Here is a 22,929-nt window from a genome sequence, read left to right on the forward strand (position 1 = left end):
TTCTCAGGTCTTCTTGCGGAACTTGGAGACCGCGAGCGGCGCCGTCACCAGGGTGATGGCCGCGGCCCAGCCGAGCGTCAGCCACACCGAGTGCGCCACCGGACCGCCGAGCATCAGCCCACGCGCCGCGTCCGCGAGATTGGACAGGGGGTTGTAGTCGGTGAACGACCGGAGCCAGCCGGGCATCGTCGTCGGCGGTGCGAAGATCGAGGAACCGAACTGCAGGGGCATCATCACCAGGAACCCCATTCCCTGAACCGCCTGGGCCGTCTTCAGGGACAGGCCCAGCAGCATGAAGATCCACATGATGGCGACGCCGAACGCCGCCGAGAGACCGACGGCCGCGAGCAGACCGAACACCGAGGTCTTGAGCTGCATGCCGATCAGGAAGCCCATGCCCAGCAGGATCACCGTGGCGACCATCATCCGGCCGAGCTCGACCACGATCTTCGCGATGAGGACCGAGGAACGGGCGATCGGCATCGTCCGGAACCGGTCCATGACGCCCTTGCGGAAGTCGTCATTGACACCTGTGCCGACCGCCATGGCGATGTTCATGCCCATCATCGCCATCAGCCCGGGGATCACGTAGTTGATGTACGTCTGCCGGTCCCCGCCCAGGCTCGCGCCGACGGAGCCGCCGAAGACGTACACGAACAGCAGCGTGAAGACGATCGGCATCAGGAGCGCGTCGAACATCGACTCCGGGTCCTGCTTGATCTGGAGCAGATTGCGCCGCACCAGCGCGCCGATGTGCCGCAGATTGCTGCGCAGCCCGATCCTGCCCTCGTCGTGGAGGACCTTCGCCGGGGCGGAGCCGGTCGGGGCGTCGGGGGTCAGAGTCGCCGTGCTCATGCCGGGACCTCCTCGGGGATCGTGTCGGTCACGGACGGCGAGGTCTTCTCACCGGTGATGGCAAGGAACACCTCGTCCAGGCTGGGCAGCGCGGTGGCGATGTGCGCGACGGAGAGACCCCGGCCGGCGAACAGGCCGATGACGGCGGTCAGTTGGTCGTCACTGAGGATCGGTACGTACAGCATTCCCTCGTCCGGGACGGCCTGCGAACCGGCGACCCCGTCGAGACCGGCCTCCGCGAGCGCCTGGACCATGCCGGGCAGCTGGGCCGGGTCCGTGGGCCGGATCTGCAGAGTGCGGCCGCCGACCTTCGCCTTGAGCTCGTCGACCCCGCCGTTGGCGATGATCCGGCCCTTGTCGATGACGGTGAGCTCGTTGGCGAGCTGCTCGGCCTCTTCCATGTACTGGGTGGTGAGCAGCACGGTCGCCCCCTCCGCGACCATCCGCTGCACCTCGTCCCAGACCTCGTTGCGGGTCCGGGGGTCGAGTCCCGTCGTCGGCTCGTCCAGATACAGCACGGCCGGGCTGCCGATCATCGAGGCGGCCAGGTCGAGCCGGCGCCGCATGCCGCCGGAGTAGTTCATCGCGGGCCGTTTGGCGGCTTCGGTGAGCGAGAACCGCTCCAGCAGCTCGTCGGCGCGGGTCCGCGCGGTCTTGCGGGGCAGGTCGAGGAGGCGCCCGATCATATAGAGGTTCTCCCAGCCGGAGAGCTTCTCGTCGACCGAGGCGTACTGGCCGGTCAGGCCGATGATGCGGCGCAGCTGGCGGGGCTGCTTCACCACGTCGTAGCCCGCGACGGTGGCGTGGCCGGCGTCCGGCACGATGAGGGTGGAGAGGCAGCGTACGAGGGTGGTCTTGCCGGCGCCGTTGGGGCCGAGCACACCGAGGACGGTGCCCTCGCGCACGTCGAGGTCCACGCCGTCCAGTGCCTTGGTCTCGCCGTAGTGCTTGACCAGCCCCCGCACCTCGACGGCGTTGCCGCCGGTCCTGGGGTTCTTGTCGATTCGCGTCATGCCCACTATGGGAACATCCGCCACCGACAGTCCACCGACATTCTGCCGACAGGGGCCTGCGGTCGCACCTGCAGGCCACCGATACGCGCCGACAGCCCGCCGATGGGGGAAGTCGGCGGGCTGTCGTGGTGCGGGCAGTGGTCAGTGATCCCCCGGAGGGGACAGGCCCTAGTGGAAGGTGTGTTCCGGCGCCGGGAACGTGCCGCCGACGACCTCGTCCGCGAACTCCTTGGCCGCGTCGCCGAGCACCTTGCGCATGTTCGCGTACTGCTTGGTGAAGCGCGGCACCTTGCCGCCGGTCAGCCCGACCATGTCGGTGTAGACCAGCACCTGGGCGTCGGTGTCCGGACCGGCGCCGATGCCGACGGTCGGGATCTGCAGACTGCGGGTGATCTCGGCGGCCACCTCGGCCGGTACGAGCTCCAGGACGACGGCGAACGCCCCCGCGTCCTGTGCCGCCTTGGCGTCCCGGATCAGTCGGTGCGCGGCCTCGTCGCTGCGGCCCTGCACCCGGTAGCCCATGGTGTTCACGGACTGCGGGGTCAGCCCGAGGTGCGACATGACCGGGATGCCGGCCGACACCAGCAGCTCGGTCTGCGCGAGCGAACGCTCGCCGCCCTCCAGCTTCACCGCACCCACGCCGGCCTCCTTGACCAGCCGGGTGGCGTTGCGCAGGGCCTGGACGGGCCCTTCCTGGTACGCCCCGAAGGGCAGGTCGCCGACGATGAGGGCGCGCTTGGTGCCCCGTACGACCGCGGCGGAGAGGATGGCGATCTCGTCCATCGTGACGGGCACGGTGGTCTCGTAGCCGAGATGACAGTTGCCCATGGAGTCGCCGACGAGCATGACCGGGATGCCGGCCTCATCGAAGACGGACGCGGTCATCGCGTCGTAGGCGGTCAGCATGGGCCACTTCTCGCCACGCTCGGTGGCGGCGGCGATGTCATGGACGGTGATGCGGCGGGTGCTCTTGCCTCCGTACAGCGCCTTGCTGCTGTCGGTGGGGGCCCCCGCGGGGGTTGCGGGCTGGTTCTGCGCAGCCTGAAGCGTCATTGCCAACGGCTCCTTCGTCATCTCGAGGCGCCCTGACGGCGTCCCCGGACCGGTTCCATGGTGGCATCCCGGGCCGTCCTCGGGAAGTGGGCCCTCTCGGCAAAGACTTTCCAATACGAGACGGTCTCGTATCGAAAAAGGACTAGGCTCCCTGCCATGTCGATACCGTCCGGTCCTCCCGCGGCCGCGTCCCAAGTTCCCGAAGAGATCCACCGTCGCCGCTGGGCGATCCTCGTCGTTCTGATGTTCAGCCTGCTCATCGTGGTGCTGGACAACTCGATCCTGAACGTCGCGGTCAAGACCATCGCATCCCCGGCGCCCACCGGGCTCGGAGCCACCCAGAGCGAGCTGGAGTGGGCGATCAACTCCTACACGCTCGTCTTCGCCGGACTGCTCTTCACCGCCGGTCTGCTCGGCGACCGCATCGGACGCAAGAAGGTCCTGCTCTTCGGCATCCTGCTGTTCGGTATCGGCTCGGCCCTCGCCGCGATGTCCGGCTCGCCCGGCGAACTCATCACCTGGCGCGCCGTGATGGGCTTCGGCGCCGCGTTCGTGATGCCCGCCACCCTCGCCATCCTGATGAACGTCTTCGAGCGCGACGAGCAGCCCAAGGCGATCGGCATCTGGGCCGGCAGCGTCGGCCTGGCCATCGCCATCGGCCCGATCACCGGCGGACTGCTGCTCGAACACTTCTGGTGGGGCTCGATCTTCCTGGTCAACGTGCCCGTGGTGATCGTCGCGCTGATCGCGATGGTGGTACTGGTACCGGACTCCCGGGACCCGAAGCCGGGCCGGATCGACCCGCTCGGCGTCGTACTCTCCATCGTCGGCCTGGTCCTGCTGGTGTTCGGCATCATCCGCGGCGGTGAACTCGCCGACTTCGCCGACCCCGTCGTGCTTCTGTCGATCATCGGCGGCCTGGCCGTCCTGGCCGGCTTCGTCTGGCACGAGAAGCGCAGCAGCCACCCGGCCATCGATGTCTCGTACTTCAGGAACGGGGCGTTCTCCGCCGCCGTCGCCGCCGTGGCGCTGGTCTTCTTCGCGCTGATGGGGGTGACCTTCTTCTCCGCCTTCTACCTGCAGAGCGTGCGCGGCTACAGCGCCCTGCAGTCCGGGCTGCTGATCGTGCCACTGGCGGCCGCACAGATGATCTTCGCGCCGCGCGCCCGGCTGGTCGTCCAGCGGTTCGGCGCCCGCGCGGTGTGTGCGGTCGGGATGCTGCTGGTCGCGGCCGGACTGCTGGCCTTCACACTGTTCGACGCCGATACCCCCGTCTGGGTGCTGTGCGTGGTCTTCTTCGTCCAGGGCACCGGTATGGCGCACGTCATGCCGCCCGTCACCGTCGCCGTGATGCAGGCGCTGCCGCGCGAGAAGGCCGGCTCCGGCTCGGCCATCAACAACACCTTCCGGCAGGTCGGTGGGGCGCTCGGGATCGCCGTCCTGGGCTCGGTGCTGTCCACCGTCTACCGCGGTGACATCGAGGGCCACCTCGGTACGCTGCCGGCCCCGGCCAGGGACGCGGCGGGGGAGTCGATCGAGGCGACGCTCGCCGTCGCGGAGAAGCTCGGCCCGGCGGGCCGCCCGCTGGTCGCCGCGGCGAACGACGCGTTCCTCGGCGCCATGCATGTCACCGCCGTCGGTTCGGCCTCCGTCGCCCTGCTCGGCGCGCTGGTGGTCGGCCTGTTCCTGCCGGGCAGGCCGCCCGCCGGGCAGCCGGCCGGCGAGGGCGAGGGTGACCGGACTGTGCCCGCGGGCGGGCCGATGACGACCACGGCCGCCGACAGCTGAGAACGGACGCCCCGGGCGGCCCAGGACACTCCGGGCGCCCGGGGCTTCGAGCAGGACACCTCCCGCGTCGGCGAGAATCGGGGTGGGGGAGGCGGACGGGTGCGGCGAGAGGTGGAACCACGTGCAGATGCAGGACGAGGAGCTGGAACCGCGGCGCGGCCGACCGCGCAGCGTGGCTGCCGAACGGGCCATCCTGGACGCCGTCGTCGAGCTGCTGGAGGCCGGTGAACCGCTGGCCGGCCTGTCCATCGAGCGCATCGCCCGGACCGCGAAGGTCGGCAAGGCCACCATCTACCGGCGCTGGAGCGGCAAGGAAGAGCTCTTCGTCGACGTACTGCGGGACATCGAACCCCCGGAACCGACAGTCTCCGGCACCGCCGGGCTCACCGATCTGCGGCTGATGCTGGAGTCGCTGCGCAGGCGCGGACTCGCCCAGCGCTCCTCGGTCTTCCTCCACAACGTTTTCGTGCAGATGAAGAGCCACCCCAAGCTGTGGTCCGAGTACCACTCCACGGTGATCGAACCCCGCCGCGTCGCGATGCGGGCCGCCGTACAGCGGGCGGTCGACGCGGGAGAGCTCCGGGCGGACCTGGATGTGGAGCTGATGGACGACCTGTTCGTCGGTCCCATGCTGGTACGGACCATTCACCGGCCCGATGCGCCACTGCCGGAGGATCTCGCCGACCGCATCATCGGGGCCCTGGTGGAGGGCCTGGCGCCACGGCCCGCCGCTGTCCCCGAACCCGCACGGGCCCCCGCCGCATCCGGCAAAAGCGCAGGCCACGGCTGACTCGCCCGGATCCGCCCGAGTGTGCGCGTTCTGTTACAAGGCCCCGCAGAGCCCTTCCGGCCGGAACCCGCCGGTCCACGTCCTTCGTCCTCGTGGCAGTACAGCCGTCGTCGACGGCAGGAAAGACATCGCTCATCCCCTAGGGTCAGGGGCGCGGCGATGTGCACGGCAAGGCAGTGAGGACAGCGCGATGGTGCAGGCGTACAGGGCGGACACCGAGAACGGCAGCGCGGAACCGCAGCGCACCGGATCCCGGTTCCAGGGCCTGCGCGACAGATGGACCGACGGCAGAGGCATGTGGCGGCGCGGCATCGTCCTCGCCGTCTGCGCGGTCCTGCTTACCCTCGTGATGATCTTCCACGCGGAGATCCCGAACACCATCGGCAACCTGGGCAGCCTCTCCGAGACGTTCCTGCCGTGGTTCGGCCTGTTCATTCCCGTGCTGCTGATCCTGGGCCTGGTGCGCCGCTCCGCGACCGCGCTGATCGCCCTGCTGCTGCCGGTCGTGGTCTGGCTCAATATCTTCGGCGGGCTGCTCACCGACAAGTCGGGCAGCGGTGGCGACCTCACAGTCGCCACCCACAACGTCAACGCGGGCAACCCCGACCCCGCGGGCACCGCCCGGCAGGTCGCGGGCTCCGGCGCGGACGTCATCGCCCTGCAGGAGCTGCCGCCCGGCCAGGTTCCGGCGTACGAGTCGGCGCTCGCCGCCCGCTATCCGTACCACTCGGTCGAGGGGACGGTCGGCCTGTGGAGCAAGTACCCGATGAGCGGCACCCGGCCCGTCGACATCCGGATGGGCTGGACCCGGGCGATGCGTTCCACGGTGACGACACCCGACGGCGAGGTCGCGGTCTATGTGGCCCATATGCCGTCCGTACGGGTCAAGCTGAACGCCGGATTCACCGCCAGCCAGCGGGACGAGAGTGCGGACGCGCTCGGTGAGGCCATCGCCGACGAACGGCTCGGCAGGGTGATCCTGCTCGGCGACCTCAACGGCACGATGAACGACCGCTCGCTGAACGCGGTCACCTCCCAGATGCGGTCCACCCAGGGCGCGGCGGGCGACGGCTTCGGCTTCAGCTGGCCGGCCTCGTTCCCGATGGCCCGGATCGACCAGATCATGGTCAAGGGCGTCGAGCCGATGTCGTCCTGGACCCTTCCGGCGACGGACAGTGACCACCTGCCGATCGCCGCCCGCGTCGCACTCTGACGAAACGGTCCGTTCACCTCGTGGCACAAACCGTCTGAGAGTATTTGTTCCAATCGGGAACAAGGACCGGCCGGCGAGAGAGCCGGTGGGCCGGGATCCCCTGCGGAAAGGTCTCTCCTCATGCCACTGGCTCTTCTAGCGCTGGCCATAAGCGCCTTTGGCATCGGCACCACGGAGTTCGTGATGATGGGCCTGCTGCCCAATGTCGCGGACGACCTGGGCACATCCGTGCCCACCGCGGGCTATCTCGTATCGGCGTACGCGCTCGGTGTCGTCCTCGGTGCCCCCCTGCTCACCGCCGTCGGCTCCCGGGTCCCGCGCAAGCGGATGCTCCTGCTGCTGATGGCGCTGTTCACCCTCGGCAACCTCGCCTCCGCGCTCGCCCCCGGCTTCGGCTGGCTGGTCGCCGGCCGGTTCCTCGCCGGGCTGCCGCACGGCGCGTTCTTCGGCGTCGGCGCGGTCGTCGCCGCGCGGCTGGTCGGCGAGGGGCGGCAGGCGAGGGGCGTCGCGACGATGTTCCTCGGCCTCACCGTCGCCAACATCGTCGGCGTACCGGCGGCCACGCTGCTCGGTCAGCACCTCGGCTGGCGCGCGACCTTCCTGGTCGTCGGGGTGATCGGGCTCGGCTCGATGGCCGCGCTCGGCCGGCTCGTTCCGCACATACCGGTCGACGCGCAGCAGGGCCTCGGCCGCGAACTGCGCGCCCTCGGCAACCGGCAGGTGCTGCTCGGCCTGCTCACCGCCGTCCTCGGCTTCGCCGGGGTCTTCGCCGTCTACTCGTACCTGTCGGCCATGACGACCGAGGCGATGGGCTTCGGCGAGTCCTCGGTGACGCTGGTGCTGGCGCTGTTCGGTATCGGCATGACACTCGGCGCACTCGCCGCCGGACCCCTGACCGACCGCGCGCTGCGGCCCACGCTGTACGGCTCCCTGACCGCACTTGCGGTGGTCCTGGTGGTCTTCCCGTTCGCCGTGCAGATGAAGTGGGCGGCGCTGGTGATGGTCGTCCTGCTCGGCGGAGTCGGGTTCATGACCACGACGCCGCTGCAGATGCTCGTCATGAAGAAGGCGAAGGACGCCCCGACGCTGGCCTCCGCCTCCAACCACTCGGCGTTCAACCTCGCCAATGCGGGCGGCGCCTGGCTGGGCGGCGCCGCGATCGCGGCGGGCTGGGGCTGGACGTCCCCGGCGCTGGTGGGCGCGGTCCTGACGGTGGCGGGCCTGGCAGTGGCGGTCACGGCGGGCGTGCTGGACCGTGGCGGGCCGGGCGAGTCCCGGGTGGTGGCCGGCGCGGGTACGCGGGGTGCGCGGGACGGGTGCCACGCGGACGTGGCCTGAGGGCGGCGCCCGGCCCGGGTCAAGTCCTTCGAGGGGGTCCCCCATGCCCTTCGGGCCATGGGGTGAGGACGAAACGGCTGCCGGGGCGGCCCGGCTCTCATCGAAACCGGCCCGCCCCGCTCCGTTCACCCCGACTCGCGCCACCGATTCGTGATCGGCAGCCGCCGGTCCTTGCCGAACCCCTTGGCCGAGATCTTCGTACCCGGCGGGTACTGCCGCCGCTTGTACTCCGCCGTGTCCACCAGCCGCAGCGTCTTCGTCACCAGCGCTTCGTCGAACCCGGCTGCCACGATGGTGTCCAGCCCCAGGTCCCGGTCGACGTACATCTCCAGGATCCGGTCCAGTACGTCGTAGTCGGGCAGCGAGTCCGTGTCGACCTGGTCCGGCCGCAGCTCGGCGCTGGGAGGCTTGGTGATGGAGGCCTCCGGGATCGGCGGCGTCCGGCCGCGTTCCTCCGCGGCCCGGTTGCGCCACTTCGCCAGGCGGAAGATCGACGTCTTGTAGACGTCCTTGATCGGCCCGTACGCGCCGACGGAGTCCCCGTACAGCGTCGAGTAGCCGACCGCCAGCTCCGACTTGTTGCCCGGCGCCAGGACGATCTGGCCCTCCTGGTTGGAGACGGCCATCAGCATCGTGCCGCGCAGCCGCGACTGCAGGTTCTCCTCGGCGAGACCGGTGAGCCCCAGCGACTCCATGTACGCGTCGAACATCGGCTCGATCGGCACGGTGCGGAAGTTCAGCCCGGTGCGCCGCGCCAGCTCCGCCGCGTCGCCCTTGGAGTGGTCCGAGGAGTACTTCGACGGCATCGAGATCCCGTACACGTTCTGCGCACCCAGCGCATCGCACGCGATGGCGGCGACGAGTGCCGAGTCGATCCCGCCGGAGAGCCCGATCAGCACACTGCTGAAACCGTTCTTCGCGGCGTACGCGCGCAATCCCACGACGAGTGCGGAGTACAGCTCCTCGTCGTCGTCGAGCCGCTCGGCATAGCCGCCGGTCAGCTCGGCCTCGTACGCCGGGACGGGCTTGTCGGAGAGGACGACATGGTCGATCCGCAGACCGTCGTTGACCACCCCGGACGGCGCCTCGGGCGCGGCAGCCGGCAGGTCCAGGTCGAGGACGACGCTGCCCTCGGCGAACTGCGGGGCCCGGGCGATCACCTCGCCGTTCTTGTCGACGACGATCGAGTCGCCGTCGAAGACCAGCTCGTCCTGGCCGCCGATCATCGCCAGATAGGCGGTGGTGCAGCCGGCCTCCTGGGCCCGCTTGCGGACCAGTGCCAGCCGGGTGTCGTCCTTGTCCCGCTCGTACGGCGAGGCGTTGATCGACAGCAGCAGCCCGGCCCCGGCGGCCCGGGCGGCCGGCACGCGGCCGCCGTCCTGCCAGAGGTCCTCGCAGATCGCGAGCGCCACATCGACACCGTGGACCCGCATGACGGGCATCGAGTCGCCCGGCACGAAGTACCGGAACTCGTCGAAGACGCCGTAGTTGGGCAGGTGGTGTTTGGCGAAGCTCAGGGCGACCTTCCCGCGGTGCAGCACCGCGGCGGCGTTCTGCGGCGCCCCGGCGGGCTGGCCGTAGCGCGGCTGGGCCTTCTCGGAACGGTCGAGATATCCGACCACGACGGGCAGCTCCCCGAAGCCCTCCGCGTCGAGACGGGCGGCGAGCGCACGCAGCGCTTCCCGCGACGCCTCGACGAAGGACGGCCGCAGGGCCAGGTCCTCGACGGGGTAACCGGTCAGCACCATCTCGGGGAATGCCACCAGATGGGCGCCCTGTTCGGCGGAGTGCCGGGTCCAGTGGACGATCGCCTCGGCATTGCCGGCGAGGTCACCGACGGTCGAGTCGATCTGATTGAGTGCGAGGCGTAGTTGAGGCACGCGGCTCAGTCTAATCGTCTTTCTGACGCGATGTCCTGGCGGGCCGCTCCACCGCAGCCGCGGCCCGCCGGGGCCGGGTCAGCGGCGGTAGCCGAGGACCGTCATCATGTTCGCGTTCGAGTGGTAGACGTTGTGGCAGTGGAGCATCCACAGCCCCGGGTTGTCCGCGTCGAACTCCACGGCCACCGAGCTGTTCGGCAGGACGACCGCCGTGTCCTTGCGCGCCCCGGGAGCCCTGTCGAGCACCGAACGCGGTCCCGCAGATCCCGCGAGCGCGAACGTGTGCCCGTGCAGGTGGATCGGGTGCCACATCTCCGTGATGTTGTAGAACTCCAGCCGGACCCGCTCGCCCGCCTTGACCGGATGGCGCCAATCGGGGTCGTACCTCCTGTGGTCGAAACCCCAGTCGAACGCCCTCATGCTGCCGGTCAGCTTGATCCGGATCGTCCGGTCGGGCTCCCGGGCGGCCAGTGCCACGGACTTGTCCGCCTTCAGCTCGGGGGCCGACACCAGCTGCCCGTTCAGCTCCTTCGGCCATACGGAGGCCTTCGGCGCCGCGCCACCGCCGGTACGGAGCAGGGCCAGCGCCGACATGTTCCTCCCCTCGGCGACCGCCGTCAGCGGGAACACCCCGTCCCCGGCGGTGACCAGCACGTCGTACCGCTCGCCCATGCCCAGCAGCAGTGCGTCCGTGGTGGTGTGCCGGACCGGGAAGCCGTCCGCGTGCGTGATGGTCATCCGGTGGCCGCCGAGCGCGACGCGGAAGGGGGTGTCGCCGCCCGCGTTGATGATGCGCACCCGGATCCGGTCGCCGGGCTTCGCGGTGAATGTGCTCGGGTCCTTCGGGATGCGGCCGTTGATCAGGTAGTGCGGGTAGGCGACATCGGTCGCGGCGCCGCGGAGCAGTTCGCTCCTGGCGTCCATCAGCACCCGCGAGGGCCCGGACCGGGAACCGGACTTGTCATCGGACCCGGAGGACCCGTGATTCATTCCCTCCATGCTGCCCATACCGTGGGAGAGCTCGTTGAGCACCGCGTCCGGCGTGGAACCCCCCACCCCGTCGACCCAGTCGTCGAGCATGACGACCCACTCCCTGTCGTACGACAGGGGCTCCTTCGGGTCCTCGACGATCAGCGGAGCGTACAGGCCACGGTCCTGCTGCACGCCCACGTGTGGATGGAACCAGTACGTCCCCGTCTGTCGCACCGCGAAGCGGTACGCGAACTCCGCGCCCGCCTTGACGCCCGGCTGTGTCAGACCGGGAACGCCGTCCATGTCGTTGCGCACATGGAGGCCGTGCCAGTGCAGCGTGGTCGACGTCGGCAGGTGGTTGGCGAGGGTGACGGCCAGAGTGTCGCCCGCGGTGATCCGAATCTCTTTGCCGGGCAGCCGGTCCCCGTACGCCCAGGAGGGGACGGTGAGACCGCCGCCCAGATCGAGGCGGGCCGGGGTGGCGGTGAGGTGGAACTTCCGTACGGGACCGGAGCCCCGCTTGGCCTCGACTGCCGCGACCTCCTCGCCGTTGGGCGAAACGTACTCACCGTGGCTCTTCACCGGGGACGACGGCTTCCGGGTCATGTCGTCGTGGTTCATGCCGCCGGGGTTCGCGAGGGGCTTGTCCACGTCCTTGCCGCTGGAGCAGGCAGCCAGAACTCCCGTTCCGGCCAGGGCGATTCCGGCGCCGAGCACGGCGCGTCGAGTGTGCTGAGTGCGCATGACTGGGTACACCTCATAGTGTCGTCGGGGTGCTGGGGAGGGATGCGGAGCGCGCCGCTCCTTATATCCGCAGCACCGACGACCTGCCGTGCGCAGTCATTGCGGGTGGGGAAAAAGACCACAGGAAGCGCAACAGCGGCGCCCCGGCGGCCCGGAGGAGATGATCCGCGGGCCGCAGCGCCATCAGCCAGACGGCCAGCAGGGTGACACCCCAGGCGCCCAGCACCGCGAGACAGACCCCCATGAGGTCCATGCCGTCGCCCGTCGGCGCGGGCAGGACGGAGGCGTGCCCGGGCGAGGGCTCAGCCACTGAGCGTGCCCCGTGAGGCCCGCTGTCCATCGACACCACGCTGTTCCGGCCGTGGTGTCCCGTCGGATGCCCGACGGTATGCATGGTGAAAATCCCGAACAGCAGCGCAGCGAACAGCAACAACTGTCCGTACGTCGCACTCCTCTTCGGGCCCATGTCGAGCACACTACCCCCGCCGGGTATACCCCGCACGGCGGCCCGACACCCCCCGTCGTACCGGGCGCCGGGCCGCCGGTCGGTCAGCTCGGGGCGTAGACCTTCTCGACCCAGAGCGCGATCTGGTCCTCGGAGAGGTGCTGCGCCAGATCCGCCTCGCTGATCATGCCGATCAGCTTCTTGTTCTCGACCACGGGAAGCCGGCGGATTCGATTGCTCTGCATTTCCTCCAGGACCTGGTCCACGCCCGCGTCGGCGTCGATCCAGCGGGGCGTGCCCTGGGCGAGGTCACCGGCCGTCACCTTCGACGGATCGTGGCCCACTGCCACGCAGTCGAGCACGATGTCGCGGTCCGTGAGGATGCCGATCATCCGGTCCTGCTCGCCGCTGGCCGAGATGGGCAGAGCACCGACGTTGTGCTCGCGCATCAGCTGGGCGGCCCGGTCGAGCGTTTCGTGCGCCGGGATCCACTGGGCCCCGGTGTGCATGATGTCCTTGGCGGTGGTCATGGGGATTCCTCCTGGTGCCGGTGGGCATGCCATTACGACCCCGAGAGAACCATCGTCATGCGGCCGTTCGGGTTACGCGACCGGTGTCACTCATTCGGGTGCATCCCCCGGCGCCACGGGCGCCGGGGGACCGGTGACTACCTGGGCTCGGCCCCGCGCGCCGACAGCATCTGCGCCATCGCGTCCAGCTCGGACTGCTGGGCCTCGACCATGCCCTGGGCGAGCCGTCTCTCCGTTTTCACCGTGCAGAGCTCGGCGCAGCCGCGCGCCATGGCGACGCCGCCCTTGTGGTGGTCGGTCATCAGCTGGAGGTAGAGGATCTCGGCCTGCTTGCCGTCGGCCTTCCTCAGCCGGTCGAGCTCCGTCCGGGTGGCCATGCCGGGCATCAGAGCCCCGTCGTGCGCCGTGAACCCACTGCCCGACCCGGCCGTCATGTCACCCATACCGGCCATGTCGTGGCCGTCGGCCGCGCTGTGCTCATCGTCACCGTGGGTCGCCATCCACGCCATCGGCTCCTGCCCGGCGTCGGCCACCTTCGGTAGTTCCCACAGATCCAGCCAGCCGAGCAGCATGCCCCGCTGATTGGCCTGCGTGTTGGCGATGTCGTACGCGAAGCGGCGTACCTCCTCGTCCTGCGTACGGTCACGCACGATGAAGGACATCTCCACCGCCTGCTGATGGTGGACCGCCATGTCGCGCGCGAACCCGGCGTCGGCCGAATCGGTGGCGGGCGCCCGGACCGCCGCCGAGGCGGCTTGCGGCTGCGTCCCGTCCGCCGTGTCGCCCCGCGCCGCGGCGACCGTCGCCACGGCCGCGAAGAGCAGCGCGAGCGCGACGGCGGAGCCCGCCGCCCACTGGGTGCGGCGGGCACCTCGCGCAGCGGTCACTGCGCCAGTCCGCCCGTGCACGCGGCACCCGGCTCAGGTGTCTGTGCCCCCTGCACGAACTTGGCGAAGAACTGGTCCACCCGCCGGTCGTCGGCGCTGTCCACGGTGACCTGGTTGCCCCAGGCGCTCAGTGTGATCGTGCCGGCCTGGTCCTGATACGGACTCATCAGCGAGTACGGCGTCTTCCCGACCCGCTCCGCGAGCGCGGCGACATCGGCGTCCGACGCCTTGTCCGTGTACGTCACCCACACCGAACCGTGCTCCAGCGCGTGCACGGCGCTCATGTCGGGGATCGCCTTTTTGTATACCTCGCCGTCGCAGTTCATCCAAACGGGGCTGTGGTCACCGCCGACCGGAGGCTTCATCGGGTACGTCACGGTCTTGGTGACGTGGTTACGGGTCAGCTTCTTCGCGTCCCACGTCTTCAGCCCCTTGATCGGCTCGGAGGCCAGCTTCTCCTTCTCCGTCGCGGCCGCCTTCGCGTCCTGCGCCGCGTCCGCCTGCTTCTTGTCCGCGGCCTCGGACTTGTCCAGCAGCACGGACGTACCGAAGCCGACCAGACCTGCGACGACGACGATGCTCAGCCCTATGGCCAGGACACGGTTGCGGCGGTCACGCGCCCGGTCGGCGTTGCGCATCTGCTCTATGCGGGTCCTGCGGTCGAAGCTCATGTCGTCAGGTCCTTCTGCGAAGGGGAGGGGGCAGGAACAGGTCAGGAATCCGGTACGCACGGGGCAGTTGCGAGGCCGCTCCACCCCTTCGGTTCCATGGGCGCAGATCGTAGTGGGTGGCCGAGTGCTCCATCTCACGTCGAGTGCGTAATCTGGGTGAAATCCCGGGTCGTGATACTGGAGTCTGTCCCCTACCCCGGGCGGTGGTGCACAGACCGTCTGAACTGCAAGGATGTGGCTATGGACAAGCAGCAGGAATTCGTCCTCAGGACACTCGAGGAGCGCGACATCCGCTTCGTGCGCCTGTGGTTCACCGATGTGCTCGGCTACCTCAAGTCCGTTGCCGTGGCGCCCGCCGAGCTGGAGCAGGCGTTCGACGAGGGCATCGGCTTCGACGGATCGGCCATCGAGGGCTTTGCCCGGGTCTACGAGTCCGACATGATCGCCAAGCCGGACCCCGGCACCTTCCAGATCCTGCCCTGGCGTGCGGAGGCCCCCGGCACCGCGCGGATGTTCTGCGACATCCTGATGCCCGACGGCTCGCCGTCCTTCGCCGACCCGCGCTATGTACTCAAGCGCATTCTCGCCAAGACCTCAGACCTGGGTTTCACCTTCTACACCCACCCGGAGATCGAGTTCTTCCTGCTCAAGAACAAGCCGGTCGACGGCAGCCGGCCCACCCCCGCCGACAGCTCCGGCTACTTCGACCACACCCCGCAGAACGTCGGCATGGACTTCCGCCGACAGGCGATCACCATGCTCGAATCCATGGGCATCTCGGTCGAGTTCAGCCACCACGAGGGCGCTCCCGGCCAGCAGGAGATCGACCTGCGGTACGCGGACGCGCTCTCCACCGCCGACAACATCATGACGTTCCGTCTGGTCATGAAGCAGGTCGCGCTGGAGCAGGGCGTGCAGGCGACCTTCATGCCGAAGCCGTTCTCGGAGTTCCCCGGCTCCGGTATGCACACCCACCTCTCCCTCTTCGAGGGCGACCGCAACGCGTTCTACGAGTCGGGCGCCGAGTACCAGCTGTCCAAGGTCGGCCGCTCCTTCATCGCGGGCCTGCTCAAGCACGCCGCGGAGATCTCCGCCGTGACGAACCAGTGGGTCAACTCGTACAAGCGCATCTGGGGCGGCTCGGCCCGCGCCGCGGGCGCCGGCGGCGAGGCCCCCTCGTACATCTGCTGGGGCCACAACAACCGCTCCGCCCTGATCCGCGTCCCGATGTACAAGCCCGGGAAGACCGGTTCGGCGCGCGTCGAGGTCCGTTCCATCGACTCCGGCGCCAACCCCTACCTGACCTACGCGGTGCTGCTCGCCGCGGGCCTCAAGGGCATCGAGGAGGGGTACGAACTCCCGGCCGGCGCCGACGACGACGTCTGGGCGCTGTCCGACGCCGAGCGCCGCGCGATGGGCATCGAGCCGCTGCCTCAGAACCTGGGCGAGGCGATCTCACTGATGGAGAAGAGCGAACTGGTCGCCGAGACGCTCGGTGAGCACGTCTTCGACTTCTTCCTGCGCAACAAGAAGCAGGAGTGGGAGGAGTACCGCAGCGAGGTCACGGCCTTCGAGCTGAAGGCACTGCTGCCGGTGCTGTAGGACCAGGTCAGCATTGGTTTGAAAACGTATGTGGCTTCGGGCCGACGGTCTCGTACCGTCGGCCCGAAGTCGTCTTGCTCGCCCTGGGCAGTCTGCGGGCCGTCCGTTGCGAAGCAGGCGGATCGGGCGGAAGCAGCCCGGCCGCTGCGGGAACGCGCGGGACCGGCCCGGGACCGGCCGGGGACTCTGGACGAGGTGTGTCCTGCGGGCGACAATGCGGCCAGGGCAGGGGTGTGGGCCCGGATCCGGGGGGATTCATGGCAAGCGTGTTGGTGCTGCTCGGTGGGCTGCTGGCGCTGATCGTCGCGCTCGTCGTCAGGCTGCAGCTGAAGGCGCGGCGCAGGACCGAGAACTTCGACGGGCAGGAGATCGAGCGGCAGGCCCGCGAAGCGATCCGGCACACCCGCGCGAACAACACCTCGGCGGCGGTCCACAACCGGTTCCTCGACGGCGGTGGCGGCCGCCGTTCATGACCGGCCGTCCAGGCGTCCGGCCCGTGGCAGGCACCGGGACTCGATTCCGGTAGTGTTGCCGACCCCAGCACGGGGACATACCGAGGAGGTGAGACCCATTACCGCTGTATCAGGCTGGGTGCTCACCTCTCGCGATTGCGTGGTCGGACCGGTATAGGCGGACCGCGGAGCACCCATCGGCATCCCGAAAGGCTCCGCTCCATGTCGCTTTCCTCGACACCGCTCCCTTACTCCGTCATCGTCACCAGACTTCGCGCCGCCGGCTGTGTATTCGCCGAGGACGAGGCGGAGTTGATCCTCTCCACGGCCGCGGACCCGGCCGAGCTCGCCGTCATGGTGGACCGGCGGGCAGCCGGACTTCCCCTCGAACACGTCCTCGGCTGGGCCGAGTTCCGCGGTCTGCGGATCGCTGTGGACCCCGGTGTCTTCGTTCCCCGGCGCCGTACCGAATTCCTCGTCGACCAGGCCATCGGCCTCACCCGTCCCGCGGACGGACCCGCCGTCGTCGTCGATCTGTGCTGCGGTTCGGGTGCGCTGGGCGCCGCGCTCGCCGCCGCCCTGGACCGGGTCGAGCTGCACTCCAGCGATGTCGAACCCGCCGCGGTGCGGTGCGCGCGTCGCAATGTCGCCGGTGCGGGAGAGGTGTACGAGGGCGACCTCTTCGAACCGCTGCCCGCCTCGCTGCGCGGGCGCGTCGGGATTCTGCTCGCCAATGTGCCGTACGTCCCCAGCGAGGACGTCGAACTCCTGCCCGCGGAGGCCCGGGTCCATGAACCGAGGGTGGCGCTCGACGGTGGAGGCGACGGGCTCGATGTACTGCGCAGAGTGACCGCCGAAGCGCCTCAGTGGCTGGCGCCGGGCGGACATCTGCTGGTCGAGACGAGCGAACGGCAGGCGGCACGGGCCGAGGAGACCGTCGCCCGGAGCGGACTGAGTGCGCGGGTGGTCACCTCCGACGAGCTGTACGCGACCGTCGTCATCGGCACCAGGCCCGGTACCGGGGACGGCAGGTAGTCCGCCCGGGGCGGCTGAGCGGCCCCCGCTCAGCCGCAGTGCGGATCCGCGTCGGCAGGCTTCGCGGGGGCGGCGGTGGTACGGGCCCGGCACACCGCACCGGACACCGTTCAGCCGAAGCGCCAGCGGGTCTGGCTGTACGGTTCGCCCTTGCCGAAGCCGAACGCCGTGCGCGGGACCACCTCGAACACCTCCGCGCGGTCCCCCGCAGCGCTGGCGAACGCGCCCGCGCGGACCTCGAAGTGCCAGTCCGCGCGGTACTTCGCCTCCCAGAGTTCGGCCAGCCGGGTCAGCCGCGCCTCGTCCGTCGGCGACGGGCTGGTGTACGGACACGGTGACCTCCTCCTGAGCGGGTCCTGAAAGCGATCGTGTCTGCGAAGTGTGGACCGCGCACCCGCTCCGAATTCATCGGCGCGGGGCTAGGCTCGGAAAGCTGGAAAGTGATCGGGCGGCGAGCAGGAGAGCACGGAATGACGACGGTGCCGGGGCGCAGAAGCAGTACGTTCACCAGGCTGCTGCGGCACGGTTTCACCGACCCGTCCGCCGCCGAACGGCTGCTGGACCTGCCGGCTCTGTCGACCGTACGCACCGACTCGGTCCTGCTCGACGCGCTCGGGGCGACCGCCGACCCCGATCTGGCGCTGAAAGGGCTCGTCCGGCTGGTGGAGGCCGTGGAGGCCGACGAGCGGCGGGTCCTGCTGGACACGCTCATCACCGCCAAGCCGCTGCGGGACCGGCTGCTCGGGGTGCTCGGGGCGTCCGAGGCGCTCGGCGACCATCTGGCGCGCCACCCCCGCGACTGGCACGCGCTCGTCACGTACGAGGCCACCGATCTGCACCCCGGGGTGGCCGAGTTCGAGCACGAGCTCGCCCGGGCCGGCGATCCTGACTCGCTGCGCGTCGCCTACCGCCGGTGCCTGCTGGCCATAGCGGCCCGTGATGTGTGCGGTACGACGGATGTCGCCGAGACCGCCGCCGAACTCGCCGATCTGGCGACCGCGACGCTGCGCGCGGCGCTCGCCATCGCCCGCACGGCGGCCCCCGAGGACGCCGCCGTGTGCCGCCTGGCGGTCATCGCGATGGGCAAGTGCGGCGGCCACGAACTGAACTACGTCTCCGACGTCGACGTGATCTTCGTGGCGGAACCGTTCGACGGCGCCGAGGAGAGCAGGGCCGTGCAGGGCGCCACCCGACTGGCGGCGCACATGATGCGGATCTGTTCGGACACGACCGTCGAGGGCACCATCTGGCCGGTCGACGCCAACCTCCGCCCGGAGGGGCGCAACGGGCCGCTCGTACGGACACTGTCCTCGCATCTCGCCTACTACCAGCGCTGGGCCAAGACGTGGGAGTTCCAGGCGCTGCTCAAGGCCCGGCCGGTGGCCGGCGACCCGGAGCTGGGCGCGGAGTACGTCGACGCCGTCTCGCCGCTGGTGTGGCAGGCCGCGGACCGGGAGAACTTCGTCGGCGACGTACAGAAGATGCGCCGCCGCGTCGTCGACAATATCCCCGCCGACCGTGTCGACCGGGAGATCAAGCTGGGACCCGGTGGACTGCGGGATGTCGAGTTCGCCGTACAGCTGCTCCAGCTCGTGCACGGCCGCAGCGACGCCTCCCTGCACAGCGGCTCGACCCTGGAGGCCCTGCGGGCGCTCGCCCAGGGCGGTTACGTCGGGCGGGTGGACGCCGCGCAGCTCGACGACGCGTACCGCTTCCTGCGCGCCATGGAGCACCGCATCCAGCTGTACCGGCTGCGCCGCACCCACCTCGTCCCCGAGGACGAGGCGGATCTGCGCCGGCTCGGGCGCTCCCTCGGGATGCGTACGGACCCCCTCACGGAGCTCAACCAGGAGTGGAAGCGGCACGCGTCCGTGGTGCGGCGGCTGCACGAGAAGCTGTTCTACCGGCCGCTGCTGGACGCGGTCGCCCAGCTCGCGCCCGGCGAGACCCGGCTCAGCGCGAAGGCCGCCGGGCACCGGCTGGAAGCGCTCGGGTACGCCGATCCGGCCGCCGCGCTCCGGCACCTGGAGGCGCTGTCGTCCGGGGTCTCCCGCAAGGCCGCCATCCAGCGCACCCTGCTGCCGGTGCTGCTCGGCTGGTTCGCGGACTCCGCCGACCCGGACGCCGGGCTCCTCGGCTTCCGCAAGGTGTCCGACGCGCTCGGCAAGACCCCCTGGTACCTGCGGCTGCTGCGCGACGAGGGCGCGGCCGCGGAGAACCTCGCCCGCGTCCTGTCGGCCGGCCGGCTCGCCCCCGACCTGCTGCTGCGGGCCCCCGAGGCGGTGGCGATCCTCGGCGATCCGCAGGGGCTGAAGCCGCGCAGCCGCACCCATCTGGAGCAGGAGGTGCTCGCCGCGGTGGGGCGGGCGGACGGCGCCGAGTCCGCGGTCGCGGTGGTCCGCGGGGTGCGCCGGCGCGAACTGTTCCGTACGACGGCCGCGGACCTCATCGGCTCGTACGGCACGGAGGAGAACCCCGCCGAACCCGACCCCGGCGCACTCGTCGACCGGGTCGGCAACGCGGTCACCGATCTGAACGCCGTCACACTCGCGGGCGCGCTGCGGGCCGCCGTACGCGAACAGTGGGGCGACACCCTCCCCACCCGGTTCGCGGTCATCGGTATGGGGCGGTTCGGCGGCCACGAACTCGGTTACGGCTCCGACGCCGACGTCCTGTTCGTGCACGCGCCGCGCGAGGGCGTCGACGAACAGGAGGCCGCCCGGGCCGCCAACACCGTCGTCGGCGAGATGCGCAGGCTGTTGCAGCTGCCCACCGCCGATCCGCCGCTGATGATCGACGTGGATCTGCGGCCGGAGGGCAAGAGCGGCCCGCTGGTCCGGACGCTGAAGTCGTACGAGGCGTACTACCGGCGGTGGTCGCTGGTCTGGGAGAGCCAGGCCCTGCTGCGCGCCGAACCGATGGCGGGCGACGAGGACCTCGGCAGCGAATTCATCGAGCTGATCGCCCCGCTGCGCTACCCGATGGAGGGGCTGGGGGAGGACGCGGTCCGCGAGATCCGCCGCCTCAAGGCCCGGATGGAGTCCGAGCGGATGCCACGCGGCGCCGACCCGACGCTCCACACGAAACTGGGGCGCGGCGGGCTGAGCGACGTCGAGTGGACGGTCCAGCTGATGCAGATGCAGCACGGCTGGGTGGAACCCGGCCTGCGCACGACCCGCACCCGCGAGGCGCTGGCAGCCGCGTGTGCGGCCGAACTGATCTCGGCCGAGGACGCGCAGACCCTGGACGAGGCCTGGGTGCTCGCCACGCGGGTCCGCAACGCGGTGATGCTGGTACGCGGCCGCCCCGGGGACACCTTCCCGTCCGGCCCGCGCGAGCTGACGGCCGTGGGGCGCTATCTCGGATACGAACCGGGTCATGTCGGCGACATGCTCGACGACTACCGGCGGATCACCCGGCGGGCGCGGGCGGTGGTGGATGAGCTGTTCTACGGGGCGTGAGGGCGTCGACGAACCACGGCAGGCGGCAATTTCGAGGCCGGGCGGCCATGTCTGCCCGTCCGGTGATTCGAGGGAGAAAGCCGGTTACCGGCGCACCGGTGCCTCCGCGGCCGGCTGCCCGACCCTGATCGGCGCTCCCGGGCCGAGCGCCGAGAGTCTGGCCCCGGCAGGGCGCGTGACCCGCTTCTGAAGGTGGTGCGGCAGCGCCCCGTACCAGGCGAACGACACCGCGTAACCGAACGCCAGGCAGGTCATGCCGCCCACCGCGTCCAGCCAGAAGTGGTTGGCGGTCGACACGATCACGATCAGTGTGGTCGCCGGGTACAGCAGGCCCGCGATGCGTGCCCACGGCGCCGACGCCAGCGCGTAGATGGTCAGGCCGCACCACAGCGACCAGCCGATATGCATCGACGGCATCGCCGCGTACTGGTTCGACATGTTCTTGAAGTTGCCCGAGGCCATCGAGCCCCAGGTGTGGTGCACCAGCACGGTGTCGATGAAGTGGCCGCCGTTCATCAGGCGCGGTGGCGCCAGCGGATACAGGTAGTACCCGAGCAGCGCGACGCCCGTGGTCGCGAACAGCACCAGGCGCGCTGCCGCGTAACGTCCGGGATGGCGACGGAACAGCCACATCAGCACACCGATGGTGACGACGAAGTGCAGCGTCGCGTAGTAGTAGTTCATCGAGACGATCAGCCATGTCACGGAGTTCACCGTGTGGTTGACCGACTGCTCGACGGCGATGCCCAGGTACTTCTCCACCGACCAGAGCCAGTCCGCGTTGCTGAGTGCCGCGGCCTTCTGCTCGGGGACGGCGTTGCGCACCAGCGAGTAGACCCAGTAACTCACCGCGATCAGCAGGACTTCGAAATAGATGCGCGGCCGACGTGGGTACCGCAGCGAACGCAGCCGTGCCAGCCTGTCGTTCCGCTGCACCTCGGGAGCCGCCTCGTCCGCGATGGGTGACGGGGTGGCCGCCGGTCGGCCGTCCTGTGACTTCACGCTCACTTCACCCATAGGCGTCGATTCTTTCAGTTGCGTCCCACTTCCCGATCATCCTCCGGTCGGGTTCCGGTTGCACATCATGCCCGCTACAGGCGCGCGTGCGCCCCTGACTCCGTTCCGGAAGCAGAGGCCGGATGGGGGCCGGGGCCCGCGGCCGTCGAACCGCGGACGACCAACTCCGGCATGAAGACGAACTCGCTGTGCGGGGCCGGTGTGCCGCCGATCTCCTCGAGCAGGGTGCGCACGGCGGCCTGGCCCATCGCCGTCACCGGCTGACGGATCGTGGTCAGCGGCGGATCGGTGAACGCTATGAGCGGCGAATCGTCGTAGCCGACGACCGACAGGTCGCGCGGCACCTCCATCGACAGCCGGCGCGCGGCCCGGATCGCACCCAGCGCCATCATGTCGCTCGCGCACACCACCGCCGTGCACCCGCGCTCTATCAGCGCCGAGGCGGCCGCCTGGCCGCCCTCCAGCGTGAACAGCGAGTGCTGGATCAGCGCCTCCACCTCGTCCGAGGTGAGGTTCAACTGCTCCTGCACGGTGGAACGGAACCCCTCGATCTTGCGGAGCACCGGAACGAAACGCTTGGGCCCGACCGCAAGGCCGATCCGCTGATGGCCGAGCGAGACCAGATGCGTCACCGCGAGCCGCATCGCCGCCCGGTCGTCGGGCGAGATGAACGGTGCCTGCACCTTCGGCGAGAAGCCGTTGACCAGCACGAAGGGCACACCCTGGGCGCGCAGTTGCTCATATCGCTGCATATCGGCCGACGTGTCGGCATGCAGCCCGGAGACGAAGATGATGCCGGAGACGCCACGGTCGACGAGCATCTCGGTGAGCTCGTCCTCGGTGGAACCGCCGGGGGTCTGCGTCGCCAGCACCGGCGTGTAGCCCTGCCGCGTCAGCGCCTGGCCGATGACCTGGGCGAGCGCCGGGAAGATGGGGTTCTCCAGCTCGGGCGTGATCAGCCCGACCAGTCCCGCGCTGCGCCTGCGCAGCCGTACCGGCCGTTCGTAGCCGAGGACGTCGAGCGCGGCGAGGACGGATTCGCGGGTGGCTGCAGCAACACCTGGCTTGCCGTTCAGTACACGGCTGACCGTAGCCTCGCTGACCCCCGCCTGAATTGCGATATCGGCAAGCCGTGCGGTCATGGGAGTGGACTGTACCGGGCGCGTGTCGGATTGCCCACCAT

Annotated in this window: 19 protein-coding genes and 1 pseudogene; 8 read left to right on the forward strand and 12 right to left on the reverse strand. The window is 69.9% G+C overall.

Translation table 11 applies throughout. The annotated features are described in order from the left end of the window. Positions 1–3 precede the first annotated feature (3 nt). From OHA03_RS21765 to panB, 3 genes are all read right to left on the reverse strand, one after another. The gene (locus OHA03_RS21765) at positions 4–855 is read right to left on the reverse strand and encodes an ABC transporter permease (RefSeq protein ID WP_267005469.1); all 852 of its coding nucleotides are present in this window, start codon (positions 853–855) and stop codon (positions 4–6) included. Next, positions 852–1,868, reverse strand: coding sequence for an ATP-binding cassette domain-containing protein (locus OHA03_RS21770; RefSeq protein ID WP_267005470.1), 1,017 nt, complete (start codon positions 1,866–1,868; stop codon positions 852–854). The genes OHA03_RS21765 and OHA03_RS21770 overlap by 4 nt, the downstream gene beginning before the upstream one ends. Positions 1,869–2,036: 168 nt before the next feature. Further along, positions 2,037–2,921 carry a 3-methyl-2-oxobutanoate hydroxymethyltransferase gene (panB, locus tag OHA03_RS21775; protein ID WP_267005471.1) on the reverse strand — a complete coding sequence of 295 codons (885 nt, stop codon included), beginning with the start codon at positions 2,919–2,921 and terminating at the stop codon, positions 2,037–2,039. A 156-nt stretch (positions 2,922–3,077) separates the two neighbouring features. Here panB and OHA03_RS21780 point away from each other — a divergent pair, with 156 nt between their 5' ends. The 4 genes from OHA03_RS21780 to OHA03_RS21795 all read left to right on the forward strand — a co-directional run bounded on the left by OHA03_RS21780 (position 3,078) and on the right by OHA03_RS21795 (position 8,050). Next, complete coding sequence (locus tag OHA03_RS21780; RefSeq protein WP_267005472.1) at positions 3,078–4,709, forward strand: MFS transporter; 1,632 nt, start codon at positions 3,078–3,080, stop codon at positions 4,707–4,709. 127 nt (positions 4,710–4,836) lie between these two features. Continuing rightward, entirely contained in the window at positions 4,837–5,499 is a 663-nt protein-coding gene (locus tag OHA03_RS21785) for a TetR/AcrR family transcriptional regulator (protein ID WP_267008122.1), read from the forward strand. A 190-nt stretch (positions 5,500–5,689) separates the two neighbouring features. Further along, positions 5,690–6,712: an endonuclease/exonuclease/phosphatase family protein gene (locus tag OHA03_RS21790; RefSeq protein ID WP_267005473.1), complete on the forward strand. Its 1,023-nt coding sequence runs from the start codon at positions 5,690–5,692 to the stop codon at positions 6,710–6,712. Positions 6,713–6,832: 120 nt separating this feature from the next. Further along, positions 6,833–8,050: an MFS transporter gene (locus tag OHA03_RS21795; RefSeq protein ID WP_267005474.1), complete on the forward strand. Its 1,218-nt coding sequence runs from the start codon at positions 6,833–6,835 to the stop codon at positions 8,048–8,050. 125 nt (positions 8,051–8,175) lie between these two features. On the opposite strand, the gene OHA03_RS21800 is transcribed toward OHA03_RS21795, so the two are convergent. The 6 genes from OHA03_RS21800 to OHA03_RS21825 form a co-directional block, all read right to left on the reverse strand. Beyond that, the gene (locus OHA03_RS21800; protein ID WP_267005475.1) at positions 8,176–9,930 is read right to left on the reverse strand and encodes an NAD+ synthase; all 1,755 of its coding nucleotides are present in this window, start codon (positions 9,928–9,930) and stop codon (positions 8,176–8,178) included. Between the two features lie 78 nt (positions 9,931–10,008). Next, positions 10,009–11,646 (reverse strand): multicopper oxidase family protein, encoded by a 1,638-nt coding sequence (locus OHA03_RS21805; protein ID WP_267005476.1) that lies wholly within the window; start codon positions 11,644–11,646, stop codon positions 10,009–10,011. A 61-nt stretch (positions 11,647–11,707) separates the two neighbouring features. After that, on the reverse strand, positions 11,708–12,112 hold the full coding sequence (locus tag OHA03_RS21810; RefSeq protein WP_267005477.1) for a hypothetical protein: 405 nt from the start codon (positions 12,110–12,112) through the stop codon (positions 11,708–11,710). 83 nt (positions 12,113–12,195) lie between these two features. Beyond that, a complete protein-coding gene (locus OHA03_RS21815) occupies positions 12,196–12,621 on the reverse strand; it encodes a CBS domain-containing protein (protein WP_267005478.1) in 426 nt (141 codons plus the stop codon). A 137-nt stretch (positions 12,622–12,758) separates the two neighbouring features. Beyond that, a complete protein-coding gene (locus OHA03_RS21820; protein ID WP_267005479.1) occupies positions 12,759–13,508 on the reverse strand; it encodes a DUF305 domain-containing protein in 750 nt (249 codons plus the stop codon). Further along, a complete protein-coding gene (locus tag OHA03_RS21825) occupies positions 13,505–14,179 on the reverse strand; it encodes a DUF3105 domain-containing protein (protein ID WP_267005480.1) in 675 nt (224 codons plus the stop codon). Before OHA03_RS21825 ends, OHA03_RS21820 begins: the two co-directional genes overlap by 4 nt. Before the next feature lie 240 nt (positions 14,180–14,419). Here OHA03_RS21825 and glnA point away from each other — a divergent pair, with 240 nt between their 5' ends. From glnA to OHA03_RS21840, 3 genes are all read left to right on the forward strand, one after another. Further along, positions 14,420–15,781 carry a type I glutamate--ammonia ligase gene (glnA, locus tag OHA03_RS21830; protein ID WP_030926187.1) on the forward strand — a complete coding sequence of 454 codons (1,362 nt, stop codon included), beginning with the start codon at positions 14,420–14,422 and terminating at the stop codon, positions 15,779–15,781. 257 nt (positions 15,782–16,038) lie between these two features. Beyond that, positions 16,039–16,254 (forward strand): hypothetical protein, encoded by a 216-nt coding sequence (locus OHA03_RS21835; protein WP_267005481.1) that lies wholly within the window; start codon positions 16,039–16,041, stop codon positions 16,252–16,254. A 201-nt stretch (positions 16,255–16,455) separates the two neighbouring features. Beyond that, positions 16,456–17,268, forward strand: coding sequence for a putative protein N(5)-glutamine methyltransferase (locus OHA03_RS21840; protein WP_267005482.1), 813 nt, complete (start codon positions 16,456–16,458; stop codon positions 17,266–17,268). A 110-nt stretch (positions 17,269–17,378) separates the two neighbouring features. Here OHA03_RS21840 and OHA03_RS21845 read toward each other — a convergent pair. Further along, positions 17,379–17,576, reverse strand: a pseudogene (locus OHA03_RS21845) (pyridoxamine 5'-phosphate oxidase family protein); the annotation flags it as partial. Positions 17,577–17,738: 162 nt separating this feature from the next. On the opposite strand from OHA03_RS21845, the gene OHA03_RS21850 reads away from it, so the two are divergent. Next, the gene (locus tag OHA03_RS21850) at positions 17,739–20,729 is read left to right on the forward strand and encodes a bifunctional [glutamine synthetase] adenylyltransferase/[glutamine synthetase]-adenylyl-L-tyrosine phosphorylase (protein WP_267005483.1); all 2,991 of its coding nucleotides are present in this window, start codon (positions 17,739–17,741) and stop codon (positions 20,727–20,729) included. Positions 20,730–20,813: 84 nt separating this feature from the next. On the opposite strand, the gene OHA03_RS21855 is transcribed toward OHA03_RS21850, so the two are convergent. Beyond that, positions 20,814–21,746, reverse strand: coding sequence for a phosphatase PAP2 family protein (locus tag OHA03_RS21855; protein ID WP_267005484.1), 933 nt, complete (start codon positions 21,744–21,746; stop codon positions 20,814–20,816). Between the two features lie 74 nt (positions 21,747–21,820). After that, the gene (locus OHA03_RS21860; RefSeq protein WP_267005485.1) at positions 21,821–22,888 is read right to left on the reverse strand and encodes a LacI family DNA-binding transcriptional regulator; all 1,068 of its coding nucleotides are present in this window, start codon (positions 22,886–22,888) and stop codon (positions 21,821–21,823) included. Positions 22,889–22,929 lie beyond the last annotated feature (41 nt).

The sequence above is a fragment of the Streptomyces sp. NBC_00154 genome (assembly GCF_026342835.1).
Classification (GTDB): Bacteria; Actinomycetota; Actinomycetes; order Streptomycetales; family Streptomycetaceae; genus Streptomyces.

Coding starts and splice junctions, on each gene's coding strand:
- glnA (WP_030926187.1), top strand. CDS start 14,420: ATGGACAAGCAGCAGGAATTCGTCCTCAGGACACTCGAGGAGCGCGAC.
- OHA03_RS21850 (WP_267005483.1), top strand. CDS start 17,739: ATGACGACGGTGCCGGGGCGCAGAAGCAGTACGTTCACCAGGCTGCTG.
- OHA03_RS21835 (WP_267005481.1), top strand. CDS start 16,039: ATGGCAAGCGTGTTGGTGCTGCTCGGTGGGCTGCTGGCGCTGATCGTC.
- OHA03_RS21780 (WP_267005472.1), top strand. CDS start 3,078: ATGTCGATACCGTCCGGTCCTCCCGCGGCCGCGTCCCAAGTTCCCGAA.
- OHA03_RS21860 (WP_267005485.1), bottom strand. CDS start 22,888: ATGACCGCACGGCTTGCCGATATCGCAATTCAGGCGGGGGTCAGCGAG.
- OHA03_RS21825 (WP_267005480.1), bottom strand. CDS start 14,179: ATGAGCTTCGACCGCAGGACCCGCATAGAGCAGATGCGCAACGCCGAC.
- OHA03_RS21765 (WP_267005469.1), bottom strand. CDS start 855: ATGAGCACGGCGACTCTGACCCCCGACGCCCCGACCGGCTCCGCCCCG.
- OHA03_RS21795 (WP_267005474.1), top strand. CDS start 6,833: ATGCCACTGGCTCTTCTAGCGCTGGCCATAAGCGCCTTTGGCATCGGC.
- OHA03_RS21810 (WP_267005477.1), bottom strand. CDS start 12,112: ATGGGCCCGAAGAGGAGTGCGACGTACGGACAGTTGTTGCTGTTCGCT.
- OHA03_RS21790 (WP_267005473.1), top strand. CDS start 5,690: ATGGTGCAGGCGTACAGGGCGGACACCGAGAACGGCAGCGCGGAACCG.
- OHA03_RS21815 (WP_267005478.1), bottom strand. CDS start 12,621: ATGACCACCGCCAAGGACATCATGCACACCGGGGCCCAGTGGATCCCG.
- panB (WP_267005471.1), bottom strand. CDS start 2,921: ATGACGCTTCAGGCTGCGCAGAACCAGCCCGCAACCCCCGCGGGGGCC.
- OHA03_RS21770 (WP_267005470.1), bottom strand. CDS start 1,868: ATGACGCGAATCGACAAGAACCCCAGGACCGGCGGCAACGCCGTCGAG.
- OHA03_RS21855 (WP_267005484.1), bottom strand. CDS start 21,746: ATGGGTGAAGTGAGCGTGAAGTCACAGGACGGCCGACCGGCGGCCACC.
- OHA03_RS21840 (WP_267005482.1), top strand. CDS start 16,456: ATGTCGCTTTCCTCGACACCGCTCCCTTACTCCGTCATCGTCACCAGA.
- OHA03_RS21805 (WP_267005476.1), bottom strand. CDS start 11,646: ATGCGCACTCAGCACACTCGACGCGCCGTGCTCGGCGCCGGAATCGCC.
- OHA03_RS21785 (WP_267008122.1), top strand. CDS start 4,837: ATGCAGGACGAGGAGCTGGAACCGCGGCGCGGCCGACCGCGCAGCGTG.